Raw genomic sequence first — 19,293 nt, forward strand, 5'->3', positions numbered from 1 at the left:
ACATACACCCCGCCGGCTTGGATATCCTGTCTCTGCCCCTTCCGGCTAAATCAATGATTTGGTTGGATGGCTTTTTGGTTCAGGCGGGGAAGTGAAGACACATTGAGTATACATTTGGATTTTGCAGGGGGGATTTTCAGAGTGAGAATAGAATTGGTGCCTTATCAGGATAAGTGGGCCACGGAATTCAAGCTGCTTCAGAATAAGCTGTCAAACAGGCTTACAGCTCTTGCTCCTGTCATTGAACATATAGGGAGTACTTCAGTACCGGGTTTATGGGCAAAACCTATTCTAGATATTATGGTCGGACTGAAGTCAGAAGAAGAATTAGATCAATTGGTGACTTTGCTTGAGGGCGATGATTTTCATTATATCCCGGCTTATAATGCCGGTACTCCGTTCAGACGTTTCTTTATAGGGGTGAAAAGCGGGAGCCATGAAGGAATGGTCCCGCATAAGGATCGTTCATCCCATATACATGCGGTTCCTGTCCATTCGGATTGGTGGAGAGAACATCTTCTGTTCAGAGATTATTTGATCAGCGATGCTCGAGCACGAAACGAGTATGCTGAAGTAAAAAGGGAACTGAGCAGATTGGAGTGGAAGGATGGAAATGAATATGCGGCTGCCAAGCAGGAAATCATTTGCAGAATTTTGGAAGAGGCAAAAAAGGCACGGGGTATGAAGGGGAACTCAGTCATCTAAAGCAACGAAAGCTGGTTTATGATCCTGTCGTGGCCCGGGGACCGCTGCGGAGTGAATCGATTAATCGGTGTAAAACGAAATGCGCAGCGCAGTGCTGTGCATTTTTTTTGCGGATTTTTTTCGTTGAACAGACTTTATATAAGAAAGATAGCCTGCTCCTTAGGATGTGAATGTAAGAATTTAATCGAATAGACTGGCTTATTTTATCGGTTACCGATATATTATGGTGTACATTGAAAAAAATGGGAGTCTGTAACTGGCAAGAAGGGGGATGATCTCATGAATGCATTAAAAAATCTTACTTCCTATTGCGGCTCCTTCAAAAGCGGTTTCTATCCGCTCCTTCTTTTTACTCTCCTTCTTTCTGTCACCATCCCGGCCGGCTTGCTTTTTCTGCAGATGATGATTGATAAAATCCTGTTAAATGAAGCACCCGTTTTCCTGTCTGCGGTGATCATGGGCATGTTGACTGCAGTATCCTGTACAGCGGCCGTGATGCAAAGGAAAAGGGCGGACGTCTTACAGATGAAAATAGAGAATGAATTGAATCGGGCACTCTATGAACAGTTAAACATCCGTTCGGTGTTTACTTTTGATCTTGTAAAAATGGATAAATTTATGGCGGCATTCCATTCAGATCTCTTAATGATCCAGCAAACGCTGTCCAAAGGAATATTCGGGGTTCTGGGATTCTCTGTCCGTTTCATCATCAGTGCGGCGATTTTATTAATCTATTCCGCTCCGCTTGCCCTTTGCTTAATTCCGTTTCTGGTGATAAGCGGAGCGCTTATCGTACGCCGTTCAGCAATACCCTCCGCTTCTGCCTCTGAATGGATGCGGCAGCCTTTTTTAAGGCTGGACAAGAATCATCAGCCTCGGCTTTTTTCGGGCAGGACATTAAAGGCAGTAGTACTCATCTGGTGTGTGTTTATTTCCGGGTGCGCCGTTTTTATAAGAGCTTCCGGCGGGCTGACGGCAGGGGAATTAGCTGCATCTCTTTGTATGCTCTGGCTAATAGCCATGCCTTTATTGTTTACTAAATCCGGAGTGGCCAGAATGGCGGACGCGGGGATTGCAGCGCGGCGGGTCTTATCTGTACTGGAGCCTGCAGAGGACTTGGTTTTCATTAAAGGGAGAGGCCAATTAAAACTGGACCGGGTCTCGTTTGCCTATTCTGAAAAAGAGGTTTTATCAGGAGTATGTATAGAAGGAGTATCAGGAAAAACGATCGGCATAGTAGGAGAAAGGGGGGCGGGAAAAACGTCCCTTGCCCACATAATAAGCGGATTTTACAAGCCTTCAAGCGGTACAGTCACCATTGACGGAACGGATATATACCGGGATCCCCTCGGATCGGCTGCTGCTGTCGTTTTTGAGCATTCTTCTTTCCGGACCGCTTCGGTAAAAGCAAATCTGGCTTTCGGTTTAACCGAAACTCCAATGAGTGAAATCATCCATGCGGCCAAGATGGCCCAAGTGCATAATTTTATTATGGAGCTTCCTGAACAGTACAACACCATTCTGGATCGTTCCGTTCATCTGTCAAGAGATTGCTGCCAGCGTCTTGCCATCGCACGGGCGTTGTGTCTAAATCCGGACGTTTTGGTTCTGGATGATGCGGCAAGCTGTATAGATCTGGCTGCCTTCCGGAGAATTTTTGAGGCAATCAAAGAGAGGAAAGGCAGAAGGACCTTAATCATTCTGTCCGATTCACCTGAATCGGTGTGTCTTGCGGATGAGATTATCGTGCTTTGCGATGGCGCCGTCTCTGAACGGGGGACACATAATGACCTGCTGCAAAAAGGGGGAGTATACAGACGGATGTATGACCGCTGCGGATCGGCTCCTGCTTATCCCCTCCAATGAATACGGCTAGACAAAACGCATGCCGCAGACGCATGCGTTTTTTGCTTTCTTCCAAGGTCTTTTCTTCTGAAATAAAAAAGCGTGTTTACTTTGATGTATGATCTTTGATATAAAGGAAGATGTACAAAAATACAGAAATGAGGATCTACATATGAATCAATCAGAGCAATGGTCTTCAAAACTTGGGTTTATTCTCGCTTCAGCCGGTTCTGCGATTGGAATCGGAGCGATATGGAAGCTTCCGTATGTAGCGGGAACAAGCGGCGGGGGAGCCTTCTTTCTGCTGTTTATTCTATTTACCGCACTAATCGGTCTGCCGCTTCTGCTCGGGGAATTTGTCATCGGGAGAAGTACACAAAAGGAAGCCATTCGTTCCTATCAGTCACTTGTACCAGGCACTGCGTGGTCATACATAGGTTATCTCGGTGTCATCACCAGCTTTATCCTGCTTTCTTTTTACAGTGTTGTAGGAGGCTGGATTCTGCAGTATTTGTATTACAGCGTAACAGGCCAGCTGTCGGGCGGAGGTGATTTCGCCGATTTATTCAGCGCATCCATCGCAAATCCTTATCTGGCAGTCGGATCACAGCTATTATTTATGCTGCTGACCATCATTGTAGTGGCGAGGGGTATCTCGAGCGGGATCGAAAAAGCGAATAAATTTATGATGCCGGCATTGTTTATCATTTTTATCGTCATTATTATCCGGTCTCTTACACTTGACCATGCCATGGAAGGGGTTGCCTTTTTCCTTCAGCCTGATTTTTCCAAACTGACATCGGAGTCGGTACTTGCGGCAATGGGGCAGGCATTCTTTTCTTTAAGTGTCGGGGTTTCCGTTATGCTCACGTATGCTTCTTATCTGGATAAGACACAGAATCTGCCGAAGTCTGCCATTTCCATTGTTATCATGAATATCGTCATTTCTTTGCTTGCGGGGCTTGCCATCTTTCCGGCTGTCTTTTCAGAAGGGATGAAGCCGGAAGCAGGGCCGGGACTGCTGTTTGTCATTCTGCCTGCCATTTTCGGGCAAATACCGTTTGGCTCTGTTTTTATGACGCTCTTTCTTGCTCTTTTCCTTTTTGCTACATTAACTTCTGCTTTTTCCATGCTTGAAATATTGGTCGCATCCATTGCAAAAGGAAAGCAGGAAAGAAGAACGAAGCTTTCATGGACAGGCGGTCTGCTGATTTTTGCTGCAGGGATTCCGGCAGCTCTGTCTTTCGGAGTGCTTGGAGAGATCAGCATTTTCGGGAAAAATATTTTTGATGCAGCAGATTTTCTTGTCAGCAACATTCTGCTGCCAGTAGGGGCTCTGCTGATCGCCCTTTTTATTCCGTGGAAAATGGATAAAAAGATGCTGAAGAGCGAGCTTGAAAAAGGAGCGGGCAGTGCTTCTGCATGGTTTTCCCTTTGGCTGTTCATCCTTAAATTTATCATCCCGATTGCGATTATTTTAGTTTTCCTTGATGCACTGAGCGTGATCTGAAGAATGAGAAAAAGGCTGTTGGGTAATCCACTTTCGCTTCATTCAGCCTGTGTAAAGATATTAAAAATTAAGTGTCAACAAAAAAACCCCCTGAATGCTCCTGTATGAGCGCTCAGGGGGTTTTGGTTTCGGTCGTTTTTTTCACATCACAGTGCGCTGTAAAAGCTCAAGGCACCTGTTCTCTTAGTGGACATGCAATTCATCTTGCTCCGGCTGGGACATGAGGACTTCGTTTTTATCCGGATAAACGCGTTCGATGTGCTGTTCACCCCATGCGCATAAAGAATCAAGGATCTCTTTCAGAGACCAGCCGTAATCAGTCAGGGAGTATTCCACTTTAGGGGGAACCTGATTATACACTTTTCTTTCAATGACACAGTCATCTTCCAGTTCCCGAAGCTGCTGTGTCAGCATTTTTTGGGTAATCCCGGGCATTAGCCTTTTTAATTCACCTGTTCTCCTTGTTGCTTTAATAAGGTGACAGAGAATGACTACCTTCCATTTTCCTCCGATCACTTCCAGAGCTGCCTCAACGGGAATATTGTATTTTTTCATCCTGTCTTCACCGCCTCTCCTATTTCTTTTACTACTAGTATATTACGCAGTGCACTAAAAGACTATACGGTACTTTTTGGTGCCTATGGAAATGAGGGGACCTTACTGGAATGAAGCATCATGACATAGCAAAAACAGCAAACTTCTGTTTCAATGCCTGTAATAAGATGGTTCCAAATACAAAACCCCCGGGTGCTCACGAAGAGCACTCCAGGGGCTTTGGTTTACATCATTAACGATTCGCAGGAGTTTCCAAACAGTTTTGCAAACTTTCTAATTATCCGAGAACATAGATGTCCGATGGTGATAACGGATTCCGAATATCAGTCCGATCGCCATCATGCTGCCCATCAGGGAGCTTCCTCCATAGCTGATAAAAGGAAGGGGAATCCCAGTAATAGGCAACAGTCCGACGGTCATTCCTGCATTTTGAAGAACGTGGAAGACGAACATGCTGATTACGCCCGCGCAAATATAGCTGTTAAAAGGTTCTGCTGTTTCCATCGCTACTTTAATTAAATGATAGATCAGCAGGAAGAACAGGCTGATGACGATACTTGTACCGAGAAATCCGAATTGCTCGCCAATGACTGCAAAGATAAAATCGGTATGGCTTTCCGGTATGCGGACATCGCTGTTTCCAAGTCCTTTTCCGAAAATCTGTCCCGAGCCAATCGCTTTCATCGAGTTAAGCAGATGAAAGCCTTCCTTTGATCCGTATTGTTCGGGATTCAGCCAGGAGTAAATCCGTCCGAATTGATATTCCCTGATCCCTGTAAGTTTCCTGATTAGTTCCTGCTGCTGGAGGACCAGGTACAGAATGGTCATGGCGACAAGGGCGATAGATGAATAAACCACAGTGATGATTTTCCATGAAATGCCTGAAACCAGAATCATTCCTGCCGTGATGGCAATGAGTACGAGTGATGTCCCCAGATCCTGCTTCATGATCAGGATAAGCGGAAAGCCTGCAGCCGCCCCAATTTTAACAAGAAGAAACAAGTCGGAACCAATCGTTTTCATTTGAGTTTTTTGATGATGTTTAATGACCACGCTGCTGATTGCAAGGATGACAAAGGTTTTCATAAATTCAGAAGGCTGTATGGTCGTAAACTTCAAATCAAACCAGCTCTTCGCTCCATTCTTCACCGGTGCAATGGAATCCGGTGAAACCATCAGAAGCAGCAGAAGGAAGATTCCGAATCCGTATAAGTACCATGTCAGCTTCTGAAGCTGTTCAGAATCGAAAAACATAACAATCGCAACGATTCCGCAGCCGATTATGTAATTGATTAATTGCCGGATGACGAAGAAGGCAGGATTTGACGAATATTGAGTAGTGGTCAGCCCTGCACCGTAAATGGCAATCATACTTGTGCAAAATAGCAAAAACAGCAAAAAAGCCAGCTGATAGTCAAACTGCTGATTCAGCGAATTTTTTTCTCTTTCCATACATTCACCAACTTACAAAAGTTTCCGCTGGAAACGAGAGTTCCAGCGCCTCCAAACACTATCTATCATCCTACCACAAACCCCTCCATTTTTGTGAGGAAAATTGCTTTCAGAGAGTGCATACAAGATTAGACGGATGGAAAGGGGAAAATGTTTCTAAAAAAGCCTGCATAAAGCATGCTGCGAATTTTTTATTCTGTTAATGGGAGTGCATTCATAAAAAAAACCCTTCTAAGGGGAAGGGCAGGAAATCTACTTAAAGAAACGCTATGTTAAAGCATGTTGTTGATGTTTAACACCTGTTGATTGGAGCGGATAGCGAACACCTGCTAGCTGCAATCAAGCAGACTGGTTTAACAGAGCTTAAAGAAAAGCGGAAATAAAATCCCATGCAAGCTTGCAGGAAAAGGCAAGCAGCATCACACCTGCAGCCAGACTAATGGTTTTGATAACCCGGATTGAAATGAGCCTTCTCGCAAAGTGGACCGTGAAAGCTACATTCAGGTTCCAAAGAAAGATGCCAAAGACGATAAAAAAACTATAAAGGGCCATGTGAAAAAGCTCTGCTTCTGCTGGGAATCGGGAGAGAGCCGCCCCGTATATTCCAAACCAGAATAAAAAGTTAAATGGATTGGAAAAGGCAATCAGAAAACCGGATGCAAAGGATTTCTTGAGAGAATGAACCATATTGGGGCTGTCGAGAACAAATTCTTTATGAAAGAAAGAATGAATGCTTTTTATGCCGAGTTTAAACAAAAGGTACACTCCTATAACGGTTAATCCTGCTGATACAGCCGGATTTTTAAAAATCGGAAGCAGTCCTCCCGCAATGGAGATGATATAAAGCAAGTCTGCAGTTAAAGCCCCGAGCCCGGTAAGCCAGCATGGCCAGAATCCGCCAGCAAGCCCTTTTTTAATCATTTCAAGCTTTACCGGACCGACCGGCGCTGCAAGACTGATTCCGAGAACTAACGGTGTCAGGATTAGTGATAGCACTGTCATATCTGTTTGCTCCTTTGCAGCCCGTCCTTTTCACATTGTATTCAGAACAGAGGGGGCGGCATTCGAATTATTTAAAGCGAACCGGTTTAATGAAAGGATTGACATGAATATTTCCTATCTATAAACTTGAGTTAATTTGATTCTCCTGTGGTAAAATAGGGAAGCATGTGCGATTTGAAATCAGCTTGAATTTTAAGTGGAGTACATATGAGGAGGAACACCCGTGACGGAAAAGTCAGCACCAAAAAAGAAAAAGAGCCCTGTGCTGGAATGGACAATTGCCATTGTAGTAGCCGTGCTTCTTGCGTTCAGCATCCGTGTTTTTATTTTTGAGCCGTATGTGGTAGATGGAGATTCAATGGATCCTACACTGAAAAACTCTGAAAAGCTCTTCGTTAATAAAGCCATCCATTACATAGGAGAGTTTAAACGGGGTGACATTGTCATCATCAATGGAAAAGAAAATAAAGAGCATTATGTAAAAAGAATCATTGGTCTTCCAGGAGATACAGTAGAAGTGAAAAATGACGTATTGTATGTGAATGGCAAGGAAGTGAAAGAGCCTTACCTAAATTCAAACCGCAAGGCTGCCGAAGCATCAGGCCTCCAGCTTACGAATGATTTTTCGGAAGTGAAAGTTCCAAAGGACCGTTATTTTGTAATGGGAGACAACCGTCTTGTCAGCATGGACAGCCGGACAGGCCTTGGCTTAATTGAAGTAAACCGCGTAATAGGAAAGTCAGAGTTCGTGATGCTTCCTTTCAATAAAGTCCGCGCAACCAATTAATAGCAGGAAACAGCCGTTCCACAGGGAACCGGCTGTTTTTTTATAATTTCCTGCCGGTTGACACTTCGGAAGGGCATTGATTATAAAAAAGGTTCTTCGGTTTCAAAACCATTTTTTGTAACATTTGTCATACAGCTTTCGTCCATTTACATAAATAGGGAAAAGAGGCTGCGAAATGAAGAAGCTGTTAACCGGGATGATCATATGTATGATGGCATTAACAGGATGCATGGGTGACCAATCATCGTCTAAAAAGGAAAGCGCGGATAAAATGTCGGGCAGTTCGGGAAAAAGTGAAGCCTCTATAGCAAAAACGGAAGAGGCTGCGGAAGTGAAGGCAGATCCGGCGCTTCGAATGCCGGCCAGCCGTAAAATCATCTATACAGCAGAGATGAGGATTGAAGTGAGTGATTATGAAGATGCCTCACTCCGCATTCAAAAGAAAGCACAATCAGCGGGCGGATATGCGGTCAGCACAGCCTCTTCTGCCAACGGCGAAAGAGACGGGCTGAACGAGGGAACGATGACTCTCCGTATTCCGCAGGATCAATTCAGCCGCTTTTTAAGCTCCATTGAAGACAGTTCTTACAAAGTCATTGAAAAAAATGCAGCCGGACAGGATGTCACGGAAGAATTTGTGGACCTTGATTCAAGGCTTAAAGCAAAACAGGCTGTAGAAGCAAGATTGCTCGAGTTTATGAAGAAGGCAGGGAAAACAGAAGATCTACTTGCCATTTCAAAAGATCTCGCAGCGGTGCAGGAAGACATAGAGCAGCTGAAAGGAAGGATGAAGTATTTACAGAATCAAACGGACTATTCGACCATAACGATTCATTTAATTGAGTCGAAGGTGGTTGTTCCGGGAGTGGATAATAGAGAATTAAACACATGGCAGAAAACACAAAAGCAGTTTGTAAACAGTCTGAACGGACTGCTTTATGCAGGATCAGGGCTGGTGATCTTTTTCGCGGGCAATTTGCCGGTTTGGATTCTTTTGATTATCATCGGCTGGGCAGGAGTGTATTTCTGGAAAAAGAAGCGGCCAGGCAAGTCAGATTCATAGAGGCCGGTCTGCAATACCATTGTCTACAGACGAACGTTTCATGCTATAATAGGATGGATGCTTATTAATTGGAGGATTTAAACTATGATTACCGTAAACAATGTTGGTTTGCGCTATGGTGACCGCAAACTGTTTGAAGATGTTAATATAAAATTCACGCCGGGGAACTGCTACGGTCTTATTGGAGCAAACGGGGCCGGGAAATCTACGTTCCTGAAAATCCTTTCCGGTGAAATTGAAGCTCAGAGCGGAGATGTTCATATGGGCCCGGGCGAACGTCTGGCCGTATTGAAGCAGAATCACTTTGAATATGAAGAGCATGAAGTACTGAAGGTTGTCATTATGGGACATGAACGTCTTTATGCCGTAATGGAAGAGAAAGATGCCATCTATATGAAAGCGGACTTCTCGGATGAAGACGGAATGAAAGCGGCAGAACTCGAAGGGGAATTCGCCGAGCTGAACGGATGGGAAGCGGAAAGTGAAGCGGCTATTTTGCTGAAAGGTCTTGGAATTACAGAAGATCAGCATACGAAAACAATGGCGGAGCTGACTGGCGGAGACAAGGTGAAAGTTCTCCTTGCCCAGGCACTTTTCGGCAAGCCGGACGTTCTCCTTCTCGATGAGCCTACCAACCACTTGGATCTTAAAGCGATCAACTGGCTGGAAGAGTTCCTGATTAACTTTGAAAATACCGTTATCGTCGTATCCCATGACCGTCATTTTCTGAATAAGGTCTGCACACATATCGCCGATCTTGACTTCGGTAAAATTCAGCTTTATGTCGGAAACTATGATTTCTGGTATGAATCAAGCCAGCTTGCACAGCGGATGGCTTCTGATGCCAATAAGAAAAAAGAAGAAAAAATCAAGGAGCTTCAAGCCTTTGTCGCACGATTCAGCGCCAATGCGTCCAAATCAAAACAAGCAACGTCCCGTAAAAAATTGCTTGATAAAATATCACTTGATGATATTCGTCCTTCTTCAAGAAAGTATCCGTATGTTCACTTTACCCCTGAACGTGAAATCGGAAATGATCTCCTTCGTGTTGAAGGCATCTCCAAAACGATTGACGGTGTAAAGGTACTCGACAATGTCAGCTTTATTATGAACAAGGATGATAAAATTGCCTTCACAGGCGGAGATGAAGTGGCAAAAACCACTTTGTTTAAAATTCTGATGGGCGAAATGGAAGCCGACAGCGGAACGTACAAATGGGGAGTGACCACATCCCAGTCTTACTTCCCGAAAGACAACAACGATTATTTCGATAACAATGAACAAAATCTCGTTGACTGGCTCAGACAGTATTCACCGAATGATCAGAGCGAAAGCTTCCTGCGCGGGTTCCTTGGAAGAATGCTGTTCTCGGGGGAAGAAGTGCTGAAAAAATCCAGCGTCCTATCCGGAGGGGAAAAAGTCCGCTGCATGCTCTCTAAAATGATGCTGAGCGGTGCGAATGTTCTGATCATGGATGAACCGACGAACCACTTGGATCTTGAATCCATTACCGCTCTAAACAACGGGATGATCAATTTTAAAGGGTCTATGCTATTCGCATCCCATGACCACCAGTTCGTGCAGACCATCGCGAACCGGATTATTGAGCTTACGCCTAACGGTATGATCGATAAACAAATGACGTATGATGAATTCCTGGAAAACACCGAAGTGCAAAAACAGCTGCAGGAAATGTACGCATCTTAATCTGTATGTAAAAGAAGGAAGGGCTCAGTGCCCTTCCTTCTTTTTGTGTTTCTCATATAAATCCCGGCCGGTTTTTCCAAAATAGGACACCAGCACCGAAAGCACGGTGTAAACGGAAATCCAAATGGTAAATGTGTCATTGAAAACCGTTATTGTTAACACGAGAAGTCCCGCCAGGCAAATGACCGGCATCAGCCAAATCTTTCTGAAAAACCATGAACCGGCGAGGGACAGAATCATGACCGCAAACGGGAGGATGAATAAAACGAGCCCATATTCCATATGTACCGCTCCTTTCCAGCTCTTATGATTATAAGAGATAAGAGCCGGTGCTGAAAAGTTTTTTTCTCCAGAACATGGGGAACATACAAATTAGAAGGAGTGAGAACATTGGCAGAAAAAATGAAAGCAGTTGGACTTCATCAGTATTTACCAATCAGCCATCAAGAAAGTCTTGTTGATGAAGAGGTGAAAAAACCGTCACCAGGGAAAAGAGATCTGCTTGTCGAAATTAAGGCCGTTTCTGTTAATCCCGTCGATACGAAGGTGAGAGCTCCAAAAGAAGGCGGGGAGCAGGAACTGAAAATTTTAGGCTGGGACGCGGCAGGTATTGTGAAAGAAATCGGAACAGACGTGACGATGTTCAAACCTGGAGATGAAGTTTATTATGCCGGTACAATCGCCCGGCAAGGGACAAACAGTGAGTATCACGCGGTAGATGAGAGAATTGCAGCGCACAAACCGGAAAACTTTTCATTCGAAGAAGCTGCAGCCATGCCATTAACCGCCTTGACCGCATGGGAAGGACTATTCGAACGGCTGGGAGTCAGTGAAAATCCCGCCGATAATCAATCAAAGTCCATTTTGATTATCGGAGCGGCAGGCGGAGTAGGGTCGATTGCCCTCCAGCTTGCAAAATGGGCAGGACTGCACGTCATCGGGACTGCTTCAAGGCCTGAAACAGTCAAATGGGCGAAAGAACACGGAGCTGATGATACAATCAGTCATTATGAACCATTCAAACCGCAGCTGGAGAGCAGGGGAATCAAGTCCGTTGATTATATCTTTTGCTTAAATAGTACCGACGAGCATTGGGAACCGATGATGGATGCAATTGCTCCCCAAGGCAAAATCTGTTCCATCGTTGAAACAAGTACACCTGTTAATATCAGCCTTATGCAGGAAAAAAGCGTAACCTTTGTGATGGAGTTTATGTTTACCAAATCGCTGTTTGAAACGGAAGACATGATCAGCCAGCACGATATACTTACGAAAATGGGGCATCTGTTTGAACAAGGTATCTTAAAAACCACTTTGACAGAGACCCTAAAGCCTTTCAGTGCCGCGTCAGTAAGAAAAGCACATGAAAAATTAGAATCCGGAAAGACGATCGGCAAAGTGGTGGTCTCCGGATTTAATCAGGAATAGGGAAGAGTGATCGATTTGATAAATCGCTTCTTTTTAATGGTTGATCAGGCCGATTCATTCTGACCTGTTTATACCAACATAAAGAAGGGGCTGTCCGAGAAGTCTCATACCTAAAACAGGGAGACGCATTCCAAGCGTTTCCCTGTTTTCATTTTCGTCTGCAGAAGTGGAAGGTCGATATCCTGCTTAGAGCAGCAAAACAAACGAGAACCCATAGTCTTCGAACACTCAGCCTTAACTATTCTTAAGAAACTAGCTAGCGTACATTTCAGCAGATTACCGGCATGTTTCATATTAACTCCTTACGATTCAAATAGTTCAGCATAAATTTTTAAAATTCATTATAAATGCTCCAAAATTCATCATAAATCCTAAAAATTCATCATAAGCACCCTAAAATTCATCATAAAACCAGAAAAATTCATCATAAAAGGTGTTCATTATGGCTTTTAATCAATAGTGGATGATCTCACCCACTTTTATTTGGCTGCTTTCCTTATATAATAAACAATCCGGTCACTTTATCGTGTCCTCTTCCCAAAAGGAGCTGTCTATAAAATCACTTTAAACTGATTTTGCGGCAGTCCCTTTCAATCAAAAAAATCGTTCTTTCCAGCAATATGGAGTTACCATAAAACAATTACTAGAGGTGCCGATTTTTTATGAGCAATCAATTGATTACGATTAAAGATTACTCAACTCAAATGACCCGTCTTCTAAGCGTGTTCGTCACACCAAATTCTCTGCGGGCGCTCGAAAATCTGCGTAAAATTTTTAAATTGTGTCATTGGCCCACAATATCCATAGAGTAGCTTGCATCCACCAGCTACTCTAAGAGAAAAAGGAATCAACTAAAAACAGGTGGGGAAAAACGGATTGTTTTTCCCCACCTGTTTGTTTTAGGGACTTATCGGATAGTCCCTACTCTCATAAATTTATTTAACGCAGAATCTCTCCGTTCTATTTCTCTTCAAACCAGCTGTCTGTGAGCTCCCGGTTTTTTTCTACCCATTTCTTTGCTCCCCGCTCAGGATAATAGCCTTCATCCGACTCGGCGGCATCATTCACATATTTAATCAATTCGGACATTTGGTCATCCGTCAGCTCCCAGTTATCCATCCATTTAATGATATCCGGATGTTCTTTGGCAAACCCTTTTCTTGTCATGTACTGAATGTTATCCGGCTTGCCGTATGATCCTTTTGTGTCCTCTAAATACTTTAAATCCAAATCTGAGAAGATCCAGTGGGGGCTCCAAAGAGTAACGGCAATCGGTTTTTTATTCTTATACGCTTTTTTAAGCTCGACAAGCATCGCTGCTTCAGAGGATTCAACAATCGTGTAATCAAGATCATAATCCTTTTTCATTTTATCGGTCAGCTGCATTAAACTCGAACCGGGATCGATGCCGAACACTTTTCCTGCCAGCTGATCTTTGTTTTGATTCAGGTCATCAATCGTATTGATATCTTTCATATAGGATGGAACAGCAATTCCGAGCTTTGTTCCTTTATACCATTGATCATGGAGATCGACGTCCCCTTTGTATTTATCATAAAACGGCTTATCTGTGACCGGCAGCCACACGTTTCCCTGAATGTCGATATCTCCGCGGGCTACACCTGTCCAGTTGGCTGCTTTATCAAGCTCCATCATTTCCACATCATATCCTTTTTCCTCAAGAAGGACTTTCCAGAGGTACGCAGTCGAAATATTATCAATCCAGTTGATCATCCCGATTTTAATTTTCTTTTTATTGTCTCCAAGCGGGCTGCTGCAGGAGGCAAGAACAAGGGTAAATACAATAGCGGTCATGATGGCTGCATTCCATTTTTTCATTATGTATGTCTCCTTTCTTCCTTTGTTGGCTATACTTGATTTCCCTAAATCAAAAGCAGTAAAACTCTTTTTTAGAAAAATAAAATGTGAATATGTTTACATAGTCGTCAAAAGGGTAAAAGTATATTGCTCCTGATCATAAACTCATTTCTATTTTTTCCTGAAAACATGAATCTTAGCAGTCCTTCGCACAAAGAATAGCACTAGAAAGAGGTGGGATTATGGAAAATGTGAAAATTAAAGCCGAGAACGTAAGCAAAATCTTCGGTAAAAACCCTCAAAAAGGAATTGAACTCCTCAAAAAAGGAAAAACAAAATCAGAAATATTAAAAGAGGCAGGATTAACCGTAGGGGTTAAAGAAGCGAGCTTCGAAGTACATAGCGGGGAAATCTTTGTCATTATGGGTTTATCGGGAAGCGGTAAATCGACCCTTGTCCGTATGTTTAACAGGCTCATTGATCCGACGTCAGGTTCGCTCCTCATTGATGGAGTCGATCTTGTAAAGATGAAGAGTGAGGAATTAAGGGAAGTCAGACGGAAAAAAATGAGTATGGTATTCCAAAAATTTGCGTTGTTCCCGCACCGCAATGTCCTGGAAAACGCAGCATACGGACTGGAAGTGCAGGGAGTATCGAAGCAGGACCGTGAAGCAAAAGCCCAGCATTCACTGGAGCTTGTCGGCCTGAAAGGCTATGAGAAAAGCTATCCTGGCGAATTAAGCGGCGGGATGCAGCAGCGTGTAGGTTTGGCGAGGGCGCTTGCCAATGATCCGGATGTTCTTTTAATGGATGAAGCATTCAGTGCGCTTGATCCGCTCATACGAAAAGATATGCAGGATGAATTGATTGAGCTTCAGGAAAAAATGCAGAAGACGATTATTTTTATTACGCATGATTTGGATGAGGCACTAAGGATTGGAGATCGCATCGCCTTAATGAAGGATGGAGAAATCGTTCAGATCGGCACCCCGGAGGATATTATGACGAATCCCGCCAACGAATATGTAGAGCGGTTTGTTGAGGATGTGAACCTGGCGAAAGTTCTGACGGCTGAATCTGTCATGTCCCGTGCAGAAACCATCCAAGTCGACCGGGGACCTCGTGTTGCCCTCAAAATCATGCGGGACGCAGGGATGTCCAGTATCTACGCGGTGGACAAAAGAAAGTCCTATATGGGTCTTGTCACAGCAGATGATGTTTCTCAGGCAGTTAAGCTTGATCAGCCGATCGCCTCCTATCTGCATACGAATGTACCTGTCGTAAGGCTTGAGACAACGATAGAAGAAATGTATGAGAAAATGGCGGATACCCGCTATCCGCTTCCTGTACTGGATGATGATAACCGGATTCGCGGTGTGGTAAAACGTGAACGTGTGATTCAGGCTTTGGCCGGGAGAGAGGTGAACACCATTGAACATTCCTAAACTCCCGATTGGAAAATATGTAGATTTGTTCGTGGAATTTTTAAACGATAAACTGCTTGGCTTCTTTAATTGGATTGGAAATATCATTGAGACTTTTAATGATTTGCTGGTTAATGTCATGCTGCTGATTCCAGCCGTCCTATTGGCTGTTCTTGTTGCGGGTCTCGCTTATTGGGTAAGCAGAAAATGGGGATTGACCATTTTCACCCTTGTCGGTTTGCTGCTCATCATTAACCTGGGCTACTGGGAGCAAACGATCGATTCGGTAGCGCTTGTGCTGACGGCTGTCATTATATCGATTATTATAGGTATACCGCTTGGTGTCTGGTCTTCCCAAAGTGACAGGGCGTCAGGGATCATTTCTCCCATTTTGGACTTTATGCAAACGATGCCGGCATTCGTCTATTTGATTCCATCCATTCTCTTTTTTGGAATCGGTGTCGTTCCGGGAATTATCGCATCGGTCATTTTTGCGATGCCTCCTACCATCCGTTTGACCAATCTTGGCATCAGGCAGGTACCCGAGGATTTAGTAGAAGCGGCTGATGCATTTGGTTCAACAACTTTCCAAAAGCTTTTTAAAGTCCAGCTTCCTCTCGCCATGGGAACGATTATGGCCGGTATTAACCAGAGTATTATGCTGGCGCTTTCTATGGTTGTCATCGCTTCTCTCGTTGGTGCTCCCGGACTCGGGGTTGAAGTTTACAGAGCTGTACAGCGAATTGAAGTAGGACTTGGTTTTGAATCAGGACTTGCCATTGTTATTCTTGCTATTATACTGGACCGGATTACGCAGAACTTAAAACCGGGAAAAAGAAAATAATCGGAAAAACAAAGCCGGCTGTGCATGATGCAAGCCGGCTTTTCTTTATGAAATGGTGATTTGATCCATTTGTTTTCGAATCCATCCGTGGTCCAGATTTTCTCCAATGAAGACGAGCAAAGACTTCATTTTAATGGGTTCCTTCATATAAAGCGGCATCCCGTATGAATATTGAACCGAAAAAGAGCCATCAGAATCGGAAAAGGACAGATACCCTTTAATCCGGTAGATGGATTCCGGCATGTCACGCAAAAACTGCTCAAATCCTTCAAGTTCCACTTTGCCCGGGAACTTATGGACATATGTTTTCATGTGAAGCTGTTCATTTATAGCCGCTTTTTGAATGGGGCCTTTCTGTGAAGAAGTCAGCTTCTTCAGGTCCTCGAGTCTGATTCTGGCATGAGTTGTCATGATCAGTTTTCCATTTGTCTGGATGGCCTGCAGCTGCTGGACAGTCTTCGCCTGAAGGCTTTCACTCATCAAGTCCGTTTTATTTAAAAGAACAAGGTCTGCGTGCTTAATCTGTTCGATCAGCAGGCGGCGGGCCGGAATGCTTAAACGGTCCTGATCCTGCCATCCTGACCCATCCACAAGGGATACAATTCCTTTTACGAAGAGCTTGTCAGCAAAAAGAGGGGAGAGACAGGAGTCCAGGACTTCCACAGGATGGGCTGCCCCGGTTGTTTCAATATAGATGACGTCCAATTCATTTTCTGTTAATAAATCATACAGCTGTGCTTCAAATTGCCCCTGCATTGTGCAGCATACACAGCCATTTAATAGCTCTTTCAATGGAATATCCTCAGATACGGCATCGCTGTCTATGGATTCTTTGCCAAGCTCATTCATGACAACAGCCACTTTTCTGCCGGCTTCTTTTTCTTCGAGAAGGAGATTTTTAAGCAGCGTCGTTTTGCCTGCGCCTAAAAATCCGCCAAGTATGTACACTTCCGCTGGATTCATTTTGTTCTCCATTTCTTTCTGTTTTTCCTCATCTTACTTAATAGAATGGTGTACCGTCAATGGAAAAAAGGCTTTAGAACCAATAGAACAGCCGGTTCAAAATTCTGCATTTTGGCTTATAGTAGTAGTAGAATGAAATAGATGAGAGAGGAATGTGTGTGAAAATTGACTTCCATGTACATGCGAAAATAGGTAAAAAAGTGCCGTTCTCATTAAAAGATTTTGTAAAGATGATGGAAGAAGCGAAATGGAACGGACTCGATGCAATCGCGCTGACTGAGCATTTTAATGCAAAGGATTACGTGCAAATCTATCAAACCCTCGACCGCCATTATTCCTATCAGAGTACGTATTACGACGTGTCAGGCATTAAAGTCTTCCCGGGGATGGAGGTGGATATTGCAGAAGGAGGACATATTCTGCTAATCGGTTCAAGATCGGATATCATCCGGATGACAAAGCGTCTTGAAAGGTATAAACATAAGGATCACTTTATCCCTTTCGACCAGCTGATGTCGTTCCATGGGATGGAAAATATGCTGAAGATCGGGGCACACCCGTTCAGAGAAAAAAATCCGCTCACCGCTCTGACTGAAAACCAGCTATCGCAGCTTGATGCATTTGAATGGAATGCTAAGGATGCTTTAAAGCAGGGAATGGGGCTCAGACCGAAGCTTGAAAAAATGGCATCCTTTCATGAAAAAGCCGTGACTGCAGGAAGCGATACCCATCATTACAGCCAAATAGGAGCTGTTTACAACCATTTTGAAGGATCTTTTCAGACCGTTAAACAACTTAAAGAAAAGATATCCAAACATGAATTTGATATCCGGAAAAGTCCGTTTCTTCCAATAAAAATACAGGCAGCTAAAGTTTTGAAAAAGAAGCATCGGGACGGCAGAAAAGGATAAGAGTCTGAATGAACACCGGCTCTTTTCCTATCTGCTAAATTTAATTGAAAAGAGAGGGTACATAGATGAACGGGATGTCTTACCGCCAATTGGGAAACTCAAATATACGGATTTCACCGCTCGGCCTTGGATGCTGGCAATTCAGCAAAGGGAATGGACTTGTGGGGAGATACTGGTCGGTCATGGAGCAAAAGGATATCAATGAAATTATCCGTGTCAGCTTAAAAGGGGGAATCAACTGGTTTGATACAGCTGAAGCCTATGGAAAGGGCAAATCGGAAGAGGCCCTGGCTGAAGCTCTTATCGAACTTGGTGAAGCAGGAGATGAGGCGCTGATCGCAACAAAATGGTGGCCCCTTTTCCGGACGGCCTCTTCCCTGCCCCGGACGATTGATCAGAGGCTGAAGCATTTGAAAGGAAAACCCATTGATCTGTATCAGATTCATCAGCCATTATCCTTTTCCGGGATTGATCAGCAAATGGAAAAGATGGCCAAGCTTCTGGATGACGGAAAAATCAGAACAGCTGGAGTCAGCAATTTTAACGCGGCGCAAATGTCAAAAGCGGCAGCTGCCATTCAAGAGAGGGGACATTCCATCGTATCCAACCAAGTGAAATACAGTCTGCTGGACCGCCGGATCGAGCGGAATGGGATTATGGATGCGGCAAAAAATCTTGGTATAACCATTATTGCGTATTCCCCCCTTGAACAGGGCATATTGAGCGGGAAATTTCACAAAGACCCTGAAAAACTAAAGCAGCTTAGCGGGCCGAGAAAGCATTTTTCCTCTTTTAAAAAGAAGAGCCTTTTACGTACAAAACCGCTAATTGATTTGCTGGAAACGTACGCATTGGAATATGAAGTGAAGCCAAGCCAGATTGCCCTGAACTGGCTGATCCACTTTCACGGCGATACAGTTGCAGCCATTCCCGGTGCTTCAAAAGTCAGGCATGCAGAGGAAAACATCGGCGCGATGAGTTTTACATTAACCGCTAACCATATGAAAGAAATTGACAGGGTGTCTAAAGAAGTGTCCGGATAAGAGGATGGAGGACTTTCCCGGCAGCTGATGCGCTGAACACAGGGTACGCCGCATTACAGGGCGAAAGCTTTTAAAAAAAGGCTCTGTTAAAGTCTGATGTTGATTTTTAACACCAGTTGATTGACGTGGAAAGCGCGAGACTCAAAGCTTGAGAGCTGCGGGACAGGTGAGACTCCGGAGGCGCAATCAGCAGCCTAGTTAAACAGAGCCAAAAAAACAGAAAAACCCGGGTATGC

Annotated in this window: 17 protein-coding genes; 11 read left to right on the forward strand and 6 right to left on the reverse strand. The window is 44.1% G+C overall.

Annotation, left to right across the window (positions count from 1 at the left end; all coding sequences use genetic code 11):
• Positions 1–141 precede the first annotated feature (141 nt).
• The 3 genes from CEF21_RS10065 (at position 142) to CEF21_RS10075 (ending at position 4,060) form a co-directional block, all read left to right on the forward strand.
• Positions 142–705 carry a GrpB family protein gene (locus CEF21_RS10065; protein WP_164462147.1) on the forward strand — a complete coding sequence of 188 codons (564 nt, stop codon included), beginning with the start codon at positions 142–144 and terminating at the stop codon, positions 703–705.
• Between the two features lie 279 nt (positions 706–984).
• Positions 985–2,571 (forward strand): ATP-binding cassette domain-containing protein, encoded by a 1,587-nt coding sequence (locus CEF21_RS10070; RefSeq protein WP_123915960.1) that lies wholly within the window; start codon positions 985–987, stop codon positions 2,569–2,571.
• Positions 2,572–2,722: 151 nt separating this feature from the next.
• Positions 2,723–4,060, forward strand: coding sequence for a sodium-dependent transporter (locus CEF21_RS10075; protein WP_123915962.1), 1,338 nt, complete (start codon positions 2,723–2,725; stop codon positions 4,058–4,060).
• A 183-nt stretch (positions 4,061–4,243) separates the two neighbouring features.
• On the opposite strand, the gene CEF21_RS10080 is transcribed toward CEF21_RS10075, so the two are convergent.
• The 3 genes from CEF21_RS10080 to CEF21_RS10090 all read right to left on the reverse strand — a co-directional run bounded on the left by CEF21_RS10080 (position 4,244) and on the right by CEF21_RS10090 (position 7,069).
• Entirely contained in the window at positions 4,244–4,615 is a 372-nt protein-coding gene (locus tag CEF21_RS10080) for a winged helix-turn-helix transcriptional regulator (RefSeq protein WP_123915964.1), read from the reverse strand.
• A 273-nt stretch (positions 4,616–4,888) separates the two neighbouring features.
• Positions 4,889–6,067 (reverse strand): FtsW/RodA/SpoVE family cell cycle protein, encoded by a 1,179-nt coding sequence (locus CEF21_RS10085; protein ID WP_123915966.1) that lies wholly within the window; start codon positions 6,065–6,067, stop codon positions 4,889–4,891.
• Between the two features lie 363 nt (positions 6,068–6,430).
• Positions 6,431–7,069, reverse strand: a complete 639-nt coding sequence (locus CEF21_RS10090; RefSeq protein WP_123915968.1) for a LysE family translocator — start codon at positions 7,067–7,069, stop codon at positions 6,431–6,433.
• Positions 7,070–7,292: 223 nt separating this feature from the next.
• Between CEF21_RS10090 and lepB the strand changes: the two genes are divergently transcribed.
• The 3 genes from lepB to CEF21_RS10105 all read left to right on the forward strand — a co-directional run bounded on the left by lepB (position 7,293) and on the right by CEF21_RS10105 (position 10,626).
• Entirely contained in the window at positions 7,293–7,856 is a 564-nt protein-coding gene (gene lepB / locus CEF21_RS10095) for a signal peptidase I (protein ID WP_123915970.1), read from the forward strand.
• A 175-nt stretch (positions 7,857–8,031) separates the two neighbouring features.
• A complete protein-coding gene (locus tag CEF21_RS10100; RefSeq protein WP_123915972.1) occupies positions 8,032–8,919 on the forward strand; it encodes a DUF4349 domain-containing protein in 888 nt (295 codons plus the stop codon).
• A gap of 84 nt (positions 8,920–9,003) precedes the next feature.
• Positions 9,004–10,626 (forward strand): ABC-F family ATP-binding cassette domain-containing protein, encoded by a 1,623-nt coding sequence (locus CEF21_RS10105; RefSeq protein WP_123915974.1) that lies wholly within the window; start codon positions 9,004–9,006, stop codon positions 10,624–10,626.
• A gap of 24 nt (positions 10,627–10,650) precedes the next feature.
• Here the strand turns inward: CEF21_RS10105 and CEF21_RS10110 are convergent, their stop codons facing one another.
• A complete protein-coding gene (locus tag CEF21_RS10110; protein ID WP_123915976.1) occupies positions 10,651–10,908 on the reverse strand; it encodes a DUF2651 family protein in 258 nt (85 codons plus the stop codon).
• A 120-nt stretch (positions 10,909–11,028) separates the two neighbouring features.
• Here CEF21_RS10110 and CEF21_RS10115 point away from each other — a divergent pair, with 120 nt between their 5' ends.
• On the forward strand, positions 11,029–12,054 hold the full coding sequence (locus tag CEF21_RS10115; RefSeq protein ID WP_123920133.1) for a zinc-binding alcohol dehydrogenase family protein: 1,026 nt from the start codon (positions 11,029–11,031) through the stop codon (positions 12,052–12,054).
• A gap of 960 nt (positions 12,055–13,014) precedes the next feature.
• Here CEF21_RS10115 and CEF21_RS10120 read toward each other — a convergent pair.
• On the reverse strand, positions 13,015–13,893 hold the full coding sequence (locus CEF21_RS10120; RefSeq protein WP_123915979.1) for a glycine betaine ABC transporter substrate-binding protein: 879 nt from the start codon (positions 13,891–13,893) through the stop codon (positions 13,015–13,017).
• Between the two features lie 221 nt (positions 13,894–14,114).
• On the opposite strand from CEF21_RS10120, the gene CEF21_RS10125 reads away from it, so the two are divergent.
• Positions 14,115–15,317, forward strand: a complete 1,203-nt coding sequence (locus CEF21_RS10125; RefSeq protein WP_123915981.1) for a quaternary amine ABC transporter ATP-binding protein — start codon at positions 14,115–14,117, stop codon at positions 15,315–15,317.
• Positions 15,304–16,140, forward strand: coding sequence for an ABC transporter permease (locus CEF21_RS10130; RefSeq protein ID WP_123915983.1), 837 nt, complete (start codon positions 15,304–15,306; stop codon positions 16,138–16,140). The genes CEF21_RS10125 and CEF21_RS10130 overlap by 14 nt, the downstream gene beginning before the upstream one ends.
• Before the next feature lie 45 nt (positions 16,141–16,185).
• On the opposite strand, the gene CEF21_RS10135 is transcribed toward CEF21_RS10130, so the two are convergent.
• Positions 16,186–17,103 carry a CobW family GTP-binding protein gene (locus CEF21_RS10135; RefSeq protein ID WP_123915985.1) on the reverse strand — a complete coding sequence of 306 codons (918 nt, stop codon included), beginning with the start codon at positions 17,101–17,103 and terminating at the stop codon, positions 16,186–16,188.
• A 158-nt stretch (positions 17,104–17,261) separates the two neighbouring features.
• Between CEF21_RS10135 and CEF21_RS10140 the strand changes: the two genes are divergently transcribed.
• A complete protein-coding gene (locus tag CEF21_RS10140) occupies positions 17,262–18,014 on the forward strand; it encodes a PHP domain-containing protein (RefSeq protein WP_164462148.1) in 753 nt (250 codons plus the stop codon).
• Positions 18,015–18,079: 65 nt separating this feature from the next.
• Positions 18,080–19,057: an aldo/keto reductase gene (locus CEF21_RS10145; protein WP_123915989.1), complete on the forward strand. Its 978-nt coding sequence runs from the start codon at positions 18,080–18,082 to the stop codon at positions 19,055–19,057.
• Positions 19,058–19,293: the final 236 nt, after the last annotated feature.

The organism is Bacillus sp. FJAT-42376 (genome assembly GCF_003816055.1).
Taxonomy (GTDB): domain Bacteria; phylum Bacillota; class Bacilli; order Bacillales; family Bacillaceae; genus Metabacillus_B.